Origin of the sequence: Chryseobacterium sp. MMO-72 (assembly GCF_037146035.1) — a bacterium.
Classification (GTDB): Bacteria; Bacteroidota; Bacteroidia; order Flavobacteriales; family Weeksellaceae; genus Chryseobacterium; species Chryseobacterium indicum.
Genome location: NZ_JBBCWG010000004.1, coordinates 216,948 through 234,086, shown reverse-complemented (window position 1 = coordinate 234,086; position 17,139 = coordinate 216,948). Strand labels below are relative to the sequence as shown.

The following is a 17,139-nucleotide window of genomic DNA, read 5'->3' as shown; positions in this document are numbered from 1 at the left end:
CTAAGATTGTAGTCGTCTCACTCTGGAAACGCCGTTAATATCATTCAGTTTGGTGAAGGTCTGCTCAAGCTGGCTTTTATTTTTTACCTCAAGAATGATCGTTCCCGTAAAAATTCCGTCATTGGATTCGATGGACATACTTTTCATATCCATTCCCATTGCTCCACTGATGACGGTGGTAATATCATTAATCATTCCCATTCTGTCGAGTCCTTCAATTTCTATTTTCACTCTGTTCTTAAAGCTTTCCGCATTCACCCATTTTGCAGGAATTACCCTGTAATCATATTGCGCACGAAGGTTAATTGCGTTCGGACAATTGTCACTGTGTACTTTGATCCCGTCTGAAATCGTGATAAATCCGAAAATTTTGTCTCCCGGAATTACCGTACAGCATTTTGCATAGCTGTAATTCAGTTTTTCTTCATCTTTTCCAAAGACGATCATGTCGAGGTTCTGCTCTTTCGGCTCTACAAAAGTTGTATTTTTCGCAGGCGATTTTCTGAATCTTGAAAGCAGGTTGTTGAATACATTTTTACTTTCAATATATTTTCTTAAACTGCTTGCATCCAGATCGTTGGATTGAAATTTAAGAAAAAGCTCCTGAGAAGTTTTAAGGTTAAAGAATTTCTGAAGCTTGTTTACTTCTTCATCGTTAAAGTTAATTTTAGCATGACGCAGTTTTCGCTGCAAAATTTCTTTTCCTTCTTCTACCAACTGATTTTTTTGTGAGTTTAAGTAACTCTTGATCTTTGATTTGGCTTTTGAAGTAACAACAAATTCCAGCCAGTCGGATTTTGGTTTCTGGTTTTGGGAAGATAAAATATCAATCTGATCTCCATTTTGCAAAACGTAAGAGATCGGCACCAGTTTTCCGTTGATTTTTGCGCCTAAACATTTCATTCCCAGATCGGAATGAACGGAAAATGCAAAATCCAGAGCGGTTGCATTGGTCGGCAAAATTTTAATCTCACCTTTTGGCGTAAATACAAAGACTTCCTTTGAATATAAATTCAGCTTAATATTATCCAAAAGTTCAGATGTAGAAAGGTTTTGCTGCTGTTCCAGAACTTCCCGGATTTCAGTTACCCAGTTTTCAAAATTCCGGTCTTCAGAGCTTTGTTTATAGCCTTCTTTGTATTTGTAATGGGCTGCAACCCCTTTTTCAGCAATTTCGTCCATTCTTTCGGAACGGATCTGTACTTCAATCCATTTTTTATCGGGACCGAGAACCGTTAAGTGTAAACTTTCGTATCCTGTAGAACGGGGCTGCGTAATCCAGTCCCGCATTCTGGAAGGATTACTGTGATAAACATCTGTTACAATGGAGTAAATTTTCCACGCAAGAAATTTTTCATTTTTGGCATCAGATTTATAAATAATTCGGATGGCATAATTGTCGAAAACTTCTTCAAAAGAAACTCCCTGTTTCAGCATTTTCCTGTAAATTGAAGATATGGCTTTTGCGCGTCCTTTAATTTTGAAGTTTAATCCCTCTTCATTTAATTTTTCAGAAACTTCTTTTTTAAATTCCTCAATATATTTTTCGCGGCTTTCTTTGGCGAGTTCTAATTTCTCGGTAATTTCTTTGTAAACATCCGGATTGTTATACTTTAAAGAAAGGTCTTCAAGCTCAGATTTGATGTTGTATAATCCGAGACGGTGCGCCATCGGAGCGTAAATATATACGGTTTCGGAAGCAATTTTCTTCTGTTTGTCCGGTGCCATGCTTTCCAAAGTACGCATATTGTGAAGACGGTCTGCAATCTTGATCAGAATCACCCTGAAATCTTCAGACAGCGTTAACAGAAGCTTTCTGTAATTTTCAGACTGCACCGAAATATTCTGATGATTCATGATGGAAATTTTCGTGAGTCCGTTCACGATATTGGCTATTTTCTCCCCAAAAATTTTCTTCAGATCTTCGTAGGTATAGTCGGAGTCTTCAATTACATCATGCAGTAATGCGCAGGCAATGGAAGTGGCACCCAAACCGATTTCCGTTGCTACAATTTTGGCAACAGCAATGGGATGGTAAATGTAGGGTTCACCAGATTTTCTTCGCTGATCTTTGTGCGCATCGAGCGCTATATCGAATGCCTTACGGATGAGCTTGTTATTTTCCTCATCCAAAGTTCTGTATGTATTCGAAATCAGATCCTTATATCTTGCAAGGATCTCCTTGTTTTCCTGTTCTAAGTCGTAACTCATTTGTGTAAAAGCCTATATTTACACGAAAATACGAATTTTTTTGCAGTTTTCAGCATTAAAAATCCGCAGAACGCTCTGCGGATCGGTGGTTATTAATTTTTATCTTTAATGGTTAAAATTTTACTTCAGAATCTATTCCGGCGGTAGAGATTTTAATCTTTATATCGGGACTATTGTGGATTTCTGCTTTGTTTCTGGCATCAATGAATCTCTTGATGTTCATGTAATTTGCCTGTTCAATTTCCATATTTTCAAAAAGGTAGGTCTTTAAAACATCATTCTCACTGAAAATACCGGAAGCACTATCGGTCTGATGCTCATCTTTCACGACAACACTTACCAGATATTGGGAGTGTAATTCATCATCATGAAGATATACAATGTATTCTGAATCTTTGAAACCTGAGTTTTCGAGGTCTGCTTCTATTTTTTTATAATCGCTGTGATGTCCAAATAATCCAGCTAATATATTTGACATAAGCATTGGTTTTAATGAGTATATAAAGTTAGTTATTATAGGTGAAATATTTTAGTGAAAATTTAAATAAATTATTATTTTAATGTAAAATCTATAAAATTTGCATGTTTCTTTGAAATTGTCTATTGAATCAATATTTAGTAAGTATGTCAGAGTACAAATAAGAAAAAGCGGACTAAAAGCCCGCTCCCTGATACATCAGTTTATATAATTTAGTTAATCCTTTCGTTTTTGATCTCTTCCACAATTTCAGGATTCAAAAGGGTAGTGATGTCTCCGAAGTTGCTGAAATCTCCTTCCGCAATTTTTCTGAGGATTCTACGCATAATTTTTCCTGAACGTGTTTTCGGAAGTCCTGAAACAAACTGGATTTTATCAAGCTTGGCAATCGGACCGATCTGGTCTGAAATCAACTGATTAATTTCTTTTTTAAGATTGTCCTTATCTCTGCTTTCTCCGGATTCTTTCAGGATCACGAAACCGTACAGCGCATTTCCTTTGATGTCGTGAGGATACCCTACGATTGCAGATTCCGCTACAGCAGGATGTTCATTGATGCTGTCTTCAATTGGTGCTGTTCCTAAATTGTGTCCGGAAACGATAATCACATCATCTACACGACCTGTAATTCTGTAATAGCCAACTTCATCTCTTAAAGCACCGTCTCCCGTGAAATATTTCCCCGGAAAAGCGGTAAAATAGGTTTCCTTATATCTTTGATGGTCTCCCCAGATCGTTCTGGCAATTCCCGGCCATGGAAAACGGATGCACAGATTTCCTGTTACCTGATTTCCGGTGATTTCGTTGCGTTTATCATCCATCAGAACAGGCTGAATTCCCGGTAAAGGAAGTGTTGCGTACGTTGGTTTTGTAGGAGTAACGAACGGAAGAGGAGAGATCATAATTCCTCCGGTTTCTGTCTGCCACCAAGTATCTACAATAGGACATTTTTTGTTACCCACATGATCGTTGAACCAATGCCAAGCTTCATCATTAATGGGCTCTCCAACAGAACCGATCACTTTTAACGAGCTTAAATCATGTTTGTCTACCCATTCTGAGCTTTCTTTAGCCAGAGAACGGATCGCAGTCGGAGCTGTGTAAAACTGTGTAATTTTATGTTTTTCAATCACTTCCCAGAATCTGTCAGGTTCAGGATAAGTAGGAACCCCTTCGAAAATGACAGTAGTTGCACCGTTTAAAAGCGGTCCGTAAAGGATGTAGGAATGTCCTGTAATCCAGCCGATATCTGCGGTACACCAATAAATATCATTTTCTTTATAATTGAATACATTTTTAAAAGTATACGCGGTGTACACCATATATCCGGCACAGGTATGAAGCATTCCTTTAGGTTTTCCCGTAGAACCGGAAGTGTACAGAATGAACAGCGGATCTTCTGCATCCATAATTACGGTAACGAAATCCGGAGAGGCGTTTTCGTAAAGATCTTCCATCCAGAAATCTCTGTGCTCCTTCATTTTTACTTCATTGTTGGTTCTTTTTACCACCAAAACTTTTTCTACGCTCGGTGTTTTTTCCAGAGCTTCGTCTACAATGCTTTTCAAATCCAAAACTTTGTTTCCTCTGTAGCTTCCGTCTGAGGTGATGACCATTTTTGCACCACAGTCATTTACTCTTGAAGAAACGGCAGATGCAGAAAATCCTGCAAAAATAACGGAATGAACAGCTCCAAGTTTTGCACAAGCCAGCATTGTGATGGCTAATTCAGGGATCATCGGAAGATAAATGCAGACTCTGTCGCCTTTTTCGATGCCCATTTCACGAAGAACATTCGCGGTTTTGTTGACTCTTTTGTAGAGTTCGTTATAAGAAATATGCTGTGCTTCTTCTTTTGGATCGTTCGGTTCCCAGATGATTGCTGTTTTATCGCCTCTTACCGCTAAATGTCTGTCGATGCAGTTTTTGGTAATATTTAATTTAGCATTTTTAAACCACGAAATTTTGGCTTCATTCATATCGTATTTCACGACCTTGCTCCATCTCTGATACCACACGAAATTTTCATCTGCAATTTTATCCCAGAATTTTTTAGGATTTTTGATAGATTTTTTATACTCTTCAAAATATTGCGGTAAGTTTTCTATCTGATAGTTTCTCATATCCTTTCTTTTTTGAAATTTTATTATTTAAATTTTTAGTCTCTTTAAAGTCTGTTTAAACTTTAATACTGTCTTTTGCGACTTTTGTGGTTAATCCTGAAATAGTTTAAACAATTTTATATTTTATCTTCTATAATTTCCAATTTTCTCCTGAATCTCTTCAATGATTTTTTCGTCATCAATCGTTGAAGGAATCTGGAATTCTTTTCCGTCCAGTAGAGTTCGGATCAGCTTTCTTAAAATTTTTCCTGAACGGGTTTTAGGTAAGCGTTTTACAACCATCACATTTTTAAGACAGGCAACGGCGCCTATTTTTTCACGGACTGTTTTTACGATATCCTTTTCTACCTGATCTTCAGAAACAGTAGATCCATTTTTTAAAACAACCGTTGCAAAAGGAATCTGTCCTTTCAGTTCATCATCAATTCCGACTACGGCGCATTCTGCAACATCGGGATGAGAGGAAACAATTTCTTCCATTTCGGAAGTGGAAAGGCGGTGTCCTGCAACATTAATTACATCATCCACTCTTCCGGTAATGAAAATATAACCGTCTTCATCTTTTATGGCTCCGTCTCCGGAAAAATAATAGCCTTTGTACTGCGAGAGATAACTTTTCTCAAAACGGTCATAATCTTTCCAGATACCCAGCAAAGCTCCGGGAGGAAGCGGTAATTTTATAACTAAATAACCTTCATGATGCGCATCCAGTTCATAACCGTTTTCATCAAAAATTTTAATATCATAGCCGGGAATTGGTTTTCCTGCAGAGGCTCTTTTGATTTTGTAGTCTTCATTAAAAGTCATTAAACCCAGCATTGGCGAACCTGATTCGGTCTGCCACCAATGATCGATTGCCGGAACGCCGATGTGTTCTGCAAACCAGTCCAGAGTGGCAACATCACATCTTTCTCCTGCTAAAAACTGCTTTCTAAAGTGGCTTAAATCATACTTTTTCACCAATTCTCCGTTCGGATCTTCTTTTTTGATGGCTCTGATTGCGGTAGGAGCGGTAAACATGGCTGCTACTTTATATTCGGAAATAATTCTCCAGAATGTTCCGGCATCGGGCGTCATAATAGGTTTACCTTCAAAAATAATCGTTGAATTTCTGTTGATTAAAGGACCGTAAACGGTATAACTGTGACCAACTGCCCATCCGAAATCGGAGGCTGCCCAAAAAGTTTCTCCCGGTTCGATTCCATAAATATATTTCATCGAAAACTTCAACGCGGTCGCGTAACCTCCTGTATCTCTTGCAACGCCTTTTGGCTTTCCTGTCGTTCCGGAAGTATACAGCAAATAGAGCGGATGAGTGGATTCCACTGAAACACAATCTGCTGGTTCTGAATCCTGTACCAATTCTTCGTAATCAATTAACCCATCAAACATTTCATGTTGATTGTCTACTAATTTTCTGTTGTAGACAATGATGTGATCTACCTTATCCTGAGCCAGTTCGATCGCTTTTTCTACCAAAGGCAGATAAGGGATTCTTTTTGCAATTTCAACTCCAGCGGTTGCCGTAATTAATGCTTTTGGTTTACAGTCGTCAATTCTCACCACCAGTTCGTGTGGCGCAAAACCTCCGAAAACCACATTATGGATCACTCCGATTCTCGCGCACGCAAGCATGGAGAACAAAGTCTGCGGAATCATTGGCATATAAATTACAGCGGTATCGCCTTTTTTTAAACCTAAAGAAATTAATCCTCCTGCCAATTTTGAAATTTCTTCTTTGGCTTGATTGAAGGTGTAGGTTTGCTTTTGGTTCGTTACCGGAGAATCGTAAATAACCGCAACCTGATCTCCAAAACCATCTTCAATATGTTTATCAATGCATAAATAGCACATATTGAGTTTTCCGTCCGGAAACCACTGGTTGTATTGGTTTTCGTCATTAGAAGTAATGGTTTTCGGGAATTCAAACCAACTGATTTCCTGAGCCTGTTCTTTCCAGAAATTCTCTTTGTCTTCTATGCTCTGCTTAAATAAAATATCTGTATTCATATTAGTTTTTGTTTTTGTCATTGCGAGGAGCGTAGTGACGAAGCAATCTTTTAATATTTTGTTGAAATTGCTTCACTTCGTTTGCAATGACGGTGTATAAAATGTATTAAAACATTTCTTCTATTTGCTGCATGAGTTTTTTTATTGAATAAGGCTTTGTAACGTAAGCGTCGGCTCCCATTTCCAGACCTTTTTCAATATCTTTCGGATTGTTTTTGGCACTCAGGAAAATTACTTTTGTATCTTTCAGTTTTTCATCCCGTTTTATTAGTTCCAGAGTACTGTATCCATCGAGATTCGGCATCATAATATCCAGTAAAATGACATCGGGCGTCATTGTTTTCAGAAATTCCAAAACTTCTGTTCCGTCTCTTGCAATAAATACATCGTATCCGTTTTTCTTGAAGCTGTATTCCAGCGACATTAATATTTTGTGCTCGTCATCAGCAATGATTATCTTCTTCATATTGTGATTGTCTTTTTGTTCAACTGCATTGTTTTTTTTGTTTCTTTTGGTGAACCCGAAGGGTTCAATTCAAATAGCCGTAGGTGAAACCTATGGCATAAAGATTCGCATCAAATCAACCCGTAAGGGTTGAATTTTATTAATTGAATTCCGGCTCGATTCCATGTTCTGCTAAAAGCTTTTTAAATTCGTCATCAAAAGTCTCTGTTCTATGGTGATGTTTTTGATTTTTTATATAATTTATTATTGTTTCTTTATCCTTTAATGAATAGGTAAATGCTCCATATCCTTCCTGCCACCCTGAGAATTCAGGAAATAATCCCGATTCTTTCATCCATAAATTGGATGCAACTTTTATATCTTTTACAAGGTTGCTGAGAGTGATATTCGGATGAACGTCACAAAAAATATGAATGTGATCTGGCATTCCGTTAATTCTATATAATTTACACTTTTTATTTTTTAAAATTCCCCAAATATATTTGTATAGCTCTGATTCATTTTCTTCATTAATTGTTTGTTCCCGATGTTTGGTTCCGAAAACAATATGATAAAATATTTGTCGATATGTTCCCATTTTCTCATTTGTGTTTATTTATTTCCATAGGTTTTACCTACGGCTACTGTTATTGAACCCTTCGGGTTCTCCTTCTTGTTCTTTTGGCAGAGCAATCGTAAAAGTCACGCCCAATCCGCTGTTTTCTGCTTTTATGGTTCCGCCCTGAGCTTCTGTGATTTTTTTTGAAATGGCAAGTCCTAGTCCGCTTCCCGTTGGTTTCAAAATGTTTTGATTTTTCGACTGATAAAATTTATCGAAAATCATTTCCAGATCCTCTTCGGGAATATGCTTTCCGGTATTGAAGATTTTAATGATTAACCAATCTTCCGTTTCTGATAATTTGGTCTGAATAGTTCCCTGTTCATCCGTAAATTTCAAAGCATTTCCTAAAATATTCTGAAAAAGCTGAATCATTCTTGCTTCATCATATTTAAATAAAAACTGATTGAGAAGATTGACTTCACTCAGATGAATATTTTTCTGCTGAATAAGATGCATAAGAGGATTGACTGCTTTTTTGTACGTTTCAAGAATATTATTTTCCTGAATATGCAGTACGATTTCACCATGCTGCAATTTATCCAGATACAGAATATCGTTGATGATTTCACTCAGCCTGTCGGATTCTGTGATGATGTTGTTTAAAAATTCCTTTTTAATTTCCAGAGGAATATCGTCATCATCGGCTAAAATTTCTCCGGCGGAACGGATGGCGGTAATCGGAGTTCTTAATTCATGGGCAACAGAATCCAAAAAATCATCTTTCTGACGGTCTTTAATGATGAGGTTTTCATTGGCATTTCTCAGATCATCGGATAACTTTTGAAGCTCTTCCGATTGTTCGGTAAGCTTTTTATTAAGCGTGATGGTTTCTTTTGATTCTTCAAGAATGTTTAAAACTTCTTTTAATGAGATTTTATCTTCTTTGGTAACGCCTTCAATTAAAATTTTAGCAGAAGCTGTTCCGATTCTACCCGCAAGAAGATTTTCGGAGAACTTAATAAATCTGGAATCAGCGGTTTCCGTCTGCGAATCAATATTGTATTTTAAATTAAAAATTCTTAACGCCTGTTCCGTTTTGCTTTTACCTAAAAATCGTTCCAGAATATTTTTAATATCGGAAACGTAGGCTGTTCCGCGCCAGATAAAAGCATTTTCGTGGTTTTGAATGTACTTGTCAATATCTACATACAATTCGGCAAAATTCCTTTCACGGTAATTTCCTTTAGTGCTGACAGAAATAATTGAAAATAAAGCAGTATTCACTAAAAGAGACCAGAAGAAAATCTGTGGAATTCTTCCTAAAAAGGAAATCTTGAAAAAGTCAAAAGCATTGTAAAGCTCTCTTAAAACACCTTTAAATTCCTGATTGTAAGAAAAGTAGTATTGTGGAATAATTAATCCGAAATAACAGATTGCCAATCCTGCCAATAAACCGATAACAGCACCTTTATAACTTCCTCTTCTCCAGAAAATAGCTCCGAAAAAAGCAGGTGCCAATTGAGCAATGACAACGAAAGAAATGAGTCCGACAGAATCCAGCGAAGTTTTTAAAATAAAGTATTTGTAAAAACCAAAAGCCATGATAATCAGCGCAAAAATGCTGAATTTTCTGATGTTGGTGATGTTTCTGGTATTCTGAACTTCGTTTTCAGATTTAAATTTACCCAAAAGTCCGTAAGGAATGATCAGGTTATTGGAAAGCATGATGGATAAGGTGATCGCGGAAATAATAATCATCGAAATGCATGAGCTCAGACCTCCCAAAAAAACCAAAACTGTAATTAAAGTATTGTCAAAATATTGCGGAATTAGAATAGAGTAGAACTCCGGATTGACGTCTTGTCCATTAAAAATCAGTCTTCCTCCCCATGCAATAGGAAAAATAAAAATTGTAAAAATCAATAAATAAAGTGGAAAAAACCAAATGGCTGTTTTGATGTGTTTTTCCTGTCGGTTTTCTACGATTGCGGTATGAAACTGTCTTGGAAGAATACAGATCGCTGTTCCCGAAATCATGCAGAGTACCATCCAGTTCATCGCACCTTCAATACCGTTGAATGTATTTTTTTCTTTAAAATCCTTAAAAAGACTTGCTTTTTGATAAATATCCGAGAATCCGTCAAATGCAAAGTAAATAACAAATAATCCTAAAATAATAATAAAGAACAGTTTAAGAAAACTTTCCAGTGCAATAGCGGAAATTATTCCCAAACGTTTTTCGGAAGCATCAACGTAACGTGTTCCGTAATAGGATGAAAATAAAGCAATTAAAACAACAACGAAAGTTGCGTTATCCGTTAAAATGTTTTTAGAAATTGCTGTTTTGGTTACCAGATGAAAAGTTTCAGAAATAGCCTTGATCTGCAAACCGATGTACGGAACAATTGCCAAAAGACAAACCACCGTAATAATCGCGCTGAAACTTCTGCTGTTTCCATATCGTAAAGAAATAAAATCGGCTAAACTGCTGATCTTATTCACTCTGGAAATACGTACAATTCTCGTGTTGATGTAAATCCATGCAGGAATCACCATTATCGGTCCCACATAAATCGGAAGATAATTAAGCCCGCTTGTCGCTGCCACACCGATGCTTCCGTAGTACGTCCATGCGGTACAGTACACGGCGAGAGAAAGTGCGTAGATATAAGGATTGTTGATCCAGAGCTTGCTCTTTTTCTTCTCCGCCAGATGAGCGACTAAGAACAAAAGTGCCAGATAAAACAAAACTACGGTGAATAAAGCGAAACTACTCATCATACTTTTTTACGATTACAAAAGAAATAATGATGGAAACCATCCAGACAGCGAAAATGTAAACCAGAATCATCGGGTAACCGAAAACTTCCCGCTCATTATTGAAAAGCAGTGAAACCGGAATACTGAAGGCAATCAGAAGTCCGATGCTCAGAATGATCAGTTTTTGTTCGTGTCTTTTTTTCATATATGATAATTAAATGAATGATAATTGATGGTCTGATATTTTGTATCATGCATCAACTATCATTCATCATCAATAGATTAAACTTTATCGTCAGAATATTCCCCGATTAGCGCATAATAGCCGAAAATTGCCATTCCGCCGGAAATAATCGGCATCAGTACACAAAGGATAATGATTCCGAAAACCAGATCTTCCTGTTTTCCTGAGGTGATTTTTGGAATTCCCATTACTGTAATTCCGAAATATCCTACAACTAATGCAATGGCGATCCAGAGTACGCCTAATATTTTTTTTAGTCCGTTCATTTTAGTAGTTTTAAAATTAATAAATTTTTAAGTGATTCCGGGATTAATCGTGAATATTATTGTTCTTGTTTTTAAGATAAATTAATCCGACTAAAAGACAGACTCCGGCAACGCCTATAGGATACCAAAGTCCTTCCAGATACCATTCAGGATGTCCTCCGTCTTTTCCTGTGGTTACGAGATAAGTGGCAACAGCAGGAAGCAGTCCTCCGAAAACGCCGTTTCCGATATGATAAGGCAATGACATCGAAGTGTAGCGGATTCTTACCGGGAACATTTCAACTAAAAATGCCGCAATAGGACCGTAAACCATCGTTACAAAAATCACCTGAATGAAAACTAGAAGTACAAGATACCATTTTGTGCTGTCGTTGATTTTTATCGACTGAGTTACTTTTGCTTCTTCTGCTTTTCCGTCTTTCATCACAGGTCCGGTCGGAGACCAGTGTACAATGCTGTCTTTTTTAGCCAAAGTTCCGTCCGTGAAAAGCGTTTCTTTGTGGAAAGTAATTAAACTGTCCGTCGCAATTTTGTCATGAATTTTTGCCGTTCTTTTTTCAACCAAACCGCTTTCTGCAACGGTTTTGGATTTTAAATCAACGCTTTTAAACATCCTGTCATAAATCGGTCTGTACGCTAAAATAGCGATCAGCATTCCGGTCATCATGATTGCTTTTCTTCCTACTTTATCAGAAAGCCATCCAAAGAAAACGAAAAACGGAGTTCCTAAAAACAAAGCAGTTGCCATTAAATAATCCACCTGAATCGATTCAATATTCATCACTTTCTGAAGGAAGCTCATCGCATAAAATTGTCCTGTATACCAGATTACCCCTTGTCCCATCGCTGCCCCGAATAAGGCAAGAAGAACAAATTTGAAGTTCAGTTTGTTTCCGAAACTTTCTTTTAATGGATTTTTAGAAGTCTTTCCTTCACTTTTAGCTTTGGCAAAAAGCGGAGATTCTTTCATATTTTTTCTGATGATGTAAGAAACACCCACCATTAATATCGAAATCCAGAACGGAACTCTCCATCCCCAGCCGTCAAATTCCTCAGTGGAAAGAGTGGTTTTTGTCACCATAATTACAATAAGTGAAATGAAAAGTCCGGCTGTTGCGGTAGTCTGGATCCATGAAGTCCAGTAGCCTCTTCTTCCGGGTTGTGCGTATTCTGCGACATAAGTTGCAGCTCCTCCATATTCACCTCCTAAAGCCAATCCCTGTAATAATCTTAAAATTAATACCAAAACAGGAGCCATAAATCCTATGGTTTCATAACTGGGAATACATCCGATAAGGAATGTAGAAAATCCCATAATCAGTAAAGTAACTAAAAAAGTATATTTTCTCCCGATAAGATCACCTAACCTCCCGAAAAACAGCGCTCCGAAAGGTCTCACGACAAATCCTGCGGCAAAAGTAGCAAGTGTGGATAAAAATGCTGCAGTAGGATTATCTGCCGGGAAAAATTTAGTAGCCAGTACAACGGCAAGACTTCCGAAAATGTAGAAATCATACCATTCGATCAGTGTTCCGAGAGATGATGCTGTAATGACGCTCCAGATCGTACGATTCTTTTGCTTATCAGTCATATTCTCGTAGCTTATTTCATTGTTATCGCTCATATGCTTTAATTTTTGATGTTAGTTTAAATTGATATTGAGTTTTTTAACTTTTTTTGATTTTTATATTAAAAAGTTGGGAAACTTTGCTTAAAAAATTAATAAAAGATGACAAGGTCAAATAAATACGCTTAAAAACGTTTTTGATGTTTTTCTTAATTTATCTTAACCGCTTAAATAATCTTAATGTTTAAAATCTAATTTTTTTTACAAGTAAATCTGGAACTGTACAATGAATTCCCCTTTTGAAGAAGGACTTTCCGTAGGACTTGTATAAACCGGTCTTGTTGAATACTGTGTGGTAATTTTCGCGTGATGACCGTCTATGAACCAGTTTGCACCCACATCAAACTGTGACGAAGATTTGTCAAACGCTTCAAAATTCTTGTGAGTATACGCCGCAAAAGGCTGGATTCTGATTTTTGGTTTTTCAGCCTTACTTGGCAATAGCAATCCGGCTTGTGCGTAGATAATATTCCCTGTTCCGATGGTCGGCTGTAGATTTCCTACTCCTGCAATGGCTTTGCTTCCCGTAAAATTCGGATCAGAAGCAGCGATATTCATAATTCCTAAATTTCTCACGTAATTCGGACCAAACTGATAGTTGTAATAACCTGCATACGCGGAAACTGCCATTTTATTTTTAGCATTTCCCAAAGGAATATCTGCAAAAGCATCTACAGCAACAAGCGTAATGTCATGCTTTTCAATGGTGGAATTTACAGAAGTTCGGGTTCCGTCTTTTTGATGGTAAAATCCTGCGCCAAGATTAAAAACTTTTTTGGTTCCCAGATAAGAACCCACTTTAAAAGGCAGTACATTGGATTCTTCATCTAAAAACTGATACTCTACATATCCGGCTTTTGAAAAATTGGGGTTTCCGTTGTTGTCCACGGCAACCGCTTTAGCAGGATCGGTAACATTTACCGGAGTTAAATCCGTTGCAAAAGGCTTGTTTAAACTGAAACGGTATTCCAGTTTTCCGTATTTGCCTTTCGCAAACATTCCCAGTTGTCTCGCAAACTGATCAGAATTATCGATTAATGGCCACGTAAAAATAGGGGAGTCAACCGTAAGAAAGTTTAATGTTGAAGCCATCGTCATTCGGGAAAGTCCCATGTAGTAATGAAGTCCCGCCCCTAAAGACAAGGTAAATTTTCCTGCTTCTCCGGGTAGAAATACAGCGTATTCATTCCATGCATCATGAAAAAAGAGCTGCGGTTTTTTACCGTTTCCATAACCTCCTGTTCCTGAAGTTCCCGAACCGCCTCCATTGATAAATGTCTGATTGTTAATCCCAAAATGCGCTAAGATCATATATCTTTTGGAAATCTGAGCGTACGCCAAAGTACGTAATCTCCTGTTTCCCAGACTCCAAGAATTGTCTGTCGGTTCTCCGCCAACCATACTTCCCGGATTCATCTGCGTGTTCCTCAACCAAAATTGATCCCATAAAATGAACCTGACATATTTATCGCCCTGCTGATTGAGATTAATTTTTAATCCGCTTCCGTAATCCGGCGAACCTTGAGCGTGTAAAGAATTGCTGATTAAAGCCAATCCAATAAAAGTGATTAATTTCTTCATAAATTATCAATTTTTGGCGTTGTTTTTTGTGAAAGCCAAATTGTAATTAAAAATTTATTTAAAGAAATTTAATATATATTAATGGTCAGTATATAGATAGGTCTTTAAATTCTCAGTTTTGAGTTTGAAATTTATTGGTTTTGAGTCGGATTATAAATTCCCAATTCACTTATTTACAATTGATTTTATGTTATTTCTTAAATCTTTCCCATTTTATCAGCATATATTTGTCTGCAAACTGAGTGATAATTAATCCTGAATTTTTCAGATTTTCTTCTTTACTCATATATTCAATCAGCTCATTTTGTTTTAGGATTTTATATACCGGATGAAACTCAGAATGAGGAGGTCTTGTAATATTGTATTTCTTGATCCATGAACTGATTGTTACGTGAGAAACGCCGATAATTCTTTCAATTTCACGAAAACTTAAACCCTCGAGATAGAGCTGTAAAGCTTTGGTTACGTAGTAATCGTCTATTTGTTTTCCCAGTTTTTTTACCGTGAAATAATAGTTGCAGTCTTTGCATAGAAAGCGTTGCTTGTTGTTTACAATTCCGCTTTTAACCACTTTGTCTGTGTTGCATTTGGGACAGCGATTTTCCATAACTATATCTTTTTAGCAAATATATAATAATTTAGCAAAATATTAATTTCATATAAAGATAAAATTACCTGTATATTAATTTAATTCAATAAAATTATCTTTTTTATTTGGTTTTAAAAGAAATTATATTTTAAATTTGCCAAAAAATTTAGATAAATAAATGGAAATAGAAATTTCCTCATCCATGCATCTGATGTATTTGAGTGAAATACAGCAGGAAATGTACGATTCTGCACAGCGCAGAGGAACGGGAATTGCCAAACGTTCTATCGAGTATCTCAGTAAAAAAATTACTGAAGGTAACGCTGTAGTCGCCACCGATAAAGGAAAGTGGGTGGGTTTCTGTTATATAGAAACATGGTCTCACGGACAGTTTGTTGCCAATTCCGGGCTTATTGTTTCTCCGGAATTCAGGCATTTGGGAGTGGCAACCTTAATCAAGGACAAAGTCTTCGCTTTGTCCCGAAATAAATATCCAGACGCTAAAATTTTCGGTTTAACTACAGGTTTGGCAGTCATGAAGATCAACAGCGATTTAGGATATAAACCCGTTATTTATTCTGAACTTACTCAGGATGAAGAATTCTGGAACGGCTGCAAAAGCTGCGTGAATTATGATATTTTAATGAAAAAAGAACGGAAAAACTGTCTTTGCACAGCAATGCTTTTCGTTCCCGATAATATAAAAAACAGCACTGAAAATAATCAGTCTGAAAACAGATACAATAATGAGCAAGAAAGTAGTTTTAGCATTTAGCGGAGGTCTCGATACCTCTTACTGCGCCAAATATCTCAGCGAAACACTGGGATATGATGTGTATGCAGTTACTGTAAACACCGGAGGTTTTTCCAAAAATGAAGAAAAAGAACTGGAGAAAAAAGCCCTGAATCTTGGGGTAAAAAAATACAGGTGCGTTGATGCTCAGGAAGATTATTACAATTCTTGCGTAAAATATCTGATTTTCGGAAATGTTCTGAAAAACAATACCTATCCTCTGTCTGTAAGTGCGGAGCGTACCATTCAGGCGCAGGAAATTGCAAAATATGCGATTGAAATCGGAGCGGATGCAATTGCGCACGGAAGTACGGGAGCGGGAAATGATCAGGTTCGTTTTGATCTCATTTTTCAGGTGATGTGTCCGAATGTAGAGATTATTACGCCCATTCGTGATATGGCTCTTTCTCGTGAAGAAGAAATTGAATTTTTGAAAAGTCACGGCTATGAAATGGAATTCCAGAAAGCACAATATTCTGTCAATAAAGGACTTTGGGGGACTTCAGTTGGCGGAAAGGAAACGCTGACATCAAGAAATTATCTTCCTGAAGAAGCTTTTCCGTCACAAATTAAGAAAAATCAACCCTCTGAACTGGAGATTGAGTTTAAAAATGGTGAAATTATCTCTGTAAACGGAGAAAGTTTTGAACATCCGGTTTACGCGATTCAGAAAATCGAGGAATTGGCTTCCGCTTACGGAATCGGTCGTGATATTCACGTAGGAGATACCATTGTCGGAATCAAAGGAAGAGTAGGTTTTGAGGCAGCAGCAGCTTCAGTAATCATCAAAGCGCATCATTTATTGGAAAAACATACGCTTTCAAAATATCAGCAGATGATGAAATCCCAATTATCCGACTGGTATGGAAACTGGCTTCACGAAGCACTTTTCTTAGATCCTGTGATGAGGAACATTGAGTCTTTTCTGGTTGATTCTCAGAAAACAGTCAGCGGAAAAGTATTTGTAACTCTTCATCCTTATCGATTTATTTTGAATGGAATTGAGTCTGAACACGATCTGATGTCGGACAAATTCGGAAGCTACGGAGAAACAAACAGGGCATGGACAGGCGAAGATGTAAAAGGCTACACAAAGATTGTTAGCAATTCTTTAAACATATATCATCAGATTAATAAATAAAATTTGGGCAGCTTTATCCGCCTGTAGTTTATCCTTAGCTTGTCGAAGGATCCCAATCTTTTATTCATCGTTCCTCCTCATAAAAGGATTTCCGTTCAAGTCGGGCTGGAAGAGATTTGAAGAGACCAGTGAACCCGAAGGGTTCAATATGAGTAGCCGTAGGTGAAACCTATGTATTAAAAGATCAAAAGAAACCAATGAACGTGAAGGGTTCAATACGAATAGCCGTAGGTGAAACCTATGTATTAAAAGATCAAAAGAAACCAATGAACGCGAAGGGTTCAATACGAATAGCCGTAGGTAAAACCT

At 37.2% G+C, this 17,139-nt stretch carries 14 protein-coding genes; 2 read left to right on the top strand and 12 right to left on the bottom strand.

Annotated features, from left to right (window positions below; translation table 11 throughout):
* The 12 genes from WFH39_RS08070 to WFH39_RS08015 form a co-directional block, all read right to left on the bottom strand.
* Window positions 1-2,211 carry a RelA/SpoT family protein gene (locus tag WFH39_RS08070; protein ID WP_214589336.1) on the bottom strand — a complete coding sequence of 737 codons (2,211 nt, stop codon included), beginning with the start codon at window positions 2,209-2,211 and terminating at the stop codon, window positions 1-3.
* A gap of 112 nt (window positions 2,212-2,323) precedes the next feature.
* Window positions 2,324-2,689 carry a hypothetical protein gene (locus tag WFH39_RS08065; protein WP_336689502.1) on the bottom strand — a complete coding sequence of 122 codons (366 nt, stop codon included), beginning with the start codon at window positions 2,687-2,689 and terminating at the stop codon, window positions 2,324-2,326.
* Between the two features lie 212 nt (window positions 2,690-2,901).
* Complete coding sequence (gene acs / locus WFH39_RS08060; RefSeq protein WP_290261807.1) at window positions 2,902-4,836, bottom strand: acetate--CoA ligase; 1,935 nt, start codon at window positions 4,834-4,836, stop codon at window positions 2,902-2,904.
* Window positions 4,837-4,935: 99 nt separating this feature from the next.
* A complete protein-coding gene (locus tag WFH39_RS08055) occupies window positions 4,936-6,822 on the bottom strand; it encodes an AMP-binding protein (RefSeq protein WP_336689501.1) in 1,887 nt (628 codons plus the stop codon).
* 106 nt (window positions 6,823-6,928) lie between these two features.
* Complete coding sequence (locus tag WFH39_RS08050) at window positions 6,929-7,288, bottom strand: response regulator transcription factor (RefSeq protein WP_336689500.1); 360 nt, start codon at window positions 7,286-7,288, stop codon at window positions 6,929-6,931.
* A gap of 139 nt (window positions 7,289-7,427) precedes the next feature.
* The gene (gene tnpA / locus WFH39_RS08045; protein ID WP_214589341.1) at window positions 7,428-7,865 is read right to left on the bottom strand and encodes an IS200/IS605 family transposase; all 438 of its coding nucleotides are present in this window, start codon (window positions 7,863-7,865) and stop codon (window positions 7,428-7,430) included.
* A 33-nt stretch (window positions 7,866-7,898) separates the two neighbouring features.
* On the bottom strand, window positions 7,899-10,607 hold the full coding sequence (locus WFH39_RS08040; RefSeq protein WP_442891701.1) for an ATP-binding protein: 2,709 nt from the start codon (window positions 10,605-10,607) through the stop codon (window positions 7,899-7,901).
* On the bottom strand, window positions 10,600-10,794 hold the full coding sequence (locus WFH39_RS08035; RefSeq protein WP_336689498.1) for a hypothetical protein: 195 nt from the start codon (window positions 10,792-10,794) through the stop codon (window positions 10,600-10,602). The genes WFH39_RS08040 and WFH39_RS08035 overlap by 8 nt, the downstream gene beginning before the upstream one ends.
* 77 nt (window positions 10,795-10,871) lie before the next feature.
* Window positions 10,872-11,099: a DUF6814 family protein gene (locus WFH39_RS08030; RefSeq protein ID WP_116099539.1), complete on the bottom strand. Its 228-nt coding sequence runs from the start codon at window positions 11,097-11,099 to the stop codon at window positions 10,872-10,874.
* Window positions 11,100-11,142: 43 nt separating this feature from the next.
* Window positions 11,143-12,723, bottom strand: coding sequence for an MFS transporter (locus WFH39_RS08025; protein ID WP_336689497.1), 1,581 nt, complete (start codon window positions 12,721-12,723; stop codon window positions 11,143-11,145).
* Between the two features lie 204 nt (window positions 12,724-12,927).
* Complete coding sequence (locus WFH39_RS08020) at window positions 12,928-14,307, bottom strand: porin (RefSeq protein WP_336689496.1); 1,380 nt, start codon at window positions 14,305-14,307, stop codon at window positions 12,928-12,930.
* 190 nt (window positions 14,308-14,497) lie between these two features.
* Window positions 14,498-14,914: an IS1/IS1595 family N-terminal zinc-binding domain-containing protein gene (locus WFH39_RS08015; RefSeq protein ID WP_050379900.1), complete on the bottom strand. Its 417-nt coding sequence runs from the start codon at window positions 14,912-14,914 to the stop codon at window positions 14,498-14,500.
* 160 nt (window positions 14,915-15,074) lie between these two features.
* Between WFH39_RS08015 and WFH39_RS08010 the strand changes: the two genes are divergently transcribed.
* Complete coding sequence (locus WFH39_RS08010) at window positions 15,075-15,671, top strand: GNAT family N-acetyltransferase (protein WP_336689495.1); 597 nt, start codon at window positions 15,075-15,077, stop codon at window positions 15,669-15,671.
* A complete protein-coding gene (gene argG, locus WFH39_RS08005; RefSeq protein WP_336689494.1) occupies window positions 15,643-16,830 on the top strand; it encodes an argininosuccinate synthase in 1,188 nt (395 codons plus the stop codon). Before WFH39_RS08010 ends, argG begins: the two co-directional genes overlap by 29 nt.
* The last annotated feature ends 309 nt before the right edge of the window (window positions 16,831-17,139 follow it).

What these genes read in the sequence shown, in the direction of transcription:
- WFH39_RS08040 (WP_442891701.1), bottom strand. Translation starts at nt 10,607, where the DNA reads ATGAGTAGTTTCGCTTTATTCACCGTAGTTTTGTTTTATCTGGCACTT.
- WFH39_RS08035 (WP_336689498.1), bottom strand. Translation starts at nt 10,794, where the DNA reads ATGAAAAAAAGACACGAACAAAAACTGATCATTCTGAGCATCGGACTT.
- WFH39_RS08010 (WP_336689495.1), top strand. Translation starts at nt 15,075, where the DNA reads ATGGAAATAGAAATTTCCTCATCCATGCATCTGATGTATTTGAGTGAA.
- WFH39_RS08025 (WP_336689497.1), bottom strand. Translation starts at nt 12,723, where the DNA reads ATGAGCGATAACAATGAAATAAGCTACGAGAATATGACTGATAAGCAA.
- WFH39_RS08020 (WP_336689496.1), bottom strand. Translation starts at nt 14,307, where the DNA reads ATGAAGAAATTAATCACTTTTATTGGATTGGCTTTAATCAGCAATTCT.
- WFH39_RS08015 (WP_050379900.1), bottom strand. Translation starts at nt 14,914, where the DNA reads ATGGAAAATCGCTGTCCCAAATGCAACACAGACAAAGTGGTTAAAAGC.
- WFH39_RS08055 (WP_336689501.1), bottom strand. Translation starts at nt 6,822, where the DNA reads ATGAATACAGATATTTTATTTAAGCAGAGCATAGAAGACAAAGAGAAT.
- tnpA (WP_214589341.1), bottom strand. Translation starts at nt 7,865, where the DNA reads ATGGGAACATATCGACAAATATTTTATCATATTGTTTTCGGAACCAAA.
- WFH39_RS08070 (WP_214589336.1), bottom strand. Translation starts at nt 2,211, where the DNA reads ATGAGTTACGACTTAGAACAGGAAAACAAGGAGATCCTTGCAAGATAT.
- WFH39_RS08065 (WP_336689502.1), bottom strand. Translation starts at nt 2,689, where the DNA reads ATGTCAAATATATTAGCTGGATTATTTGGACATCACAGCGATTATAAA.
- WFH39_RS08050 (WP_336689500.1), bottom strand. Translation starts at nt 7,288, where the DNA reads ATGAAGAAGATAATCATTGCTGATGACGAGCACAAAATATTAATGTCG.
- argG (WP_336689494.1), top strand. Translation starts at nt 15,643, where the DNA reads ATGAGCAAGAAAGTAGTTTTAGCATTTAGCGGAGGTCTCGATACCTCT.
- WFH39_RS08030 (WP_116099539.1), bottom strand. Translation starts at nt 11,099, where the DNA reads ATGAACGGACTAAAAAAAATATTAGGCGTACTCTGGATCGCCATTGCA.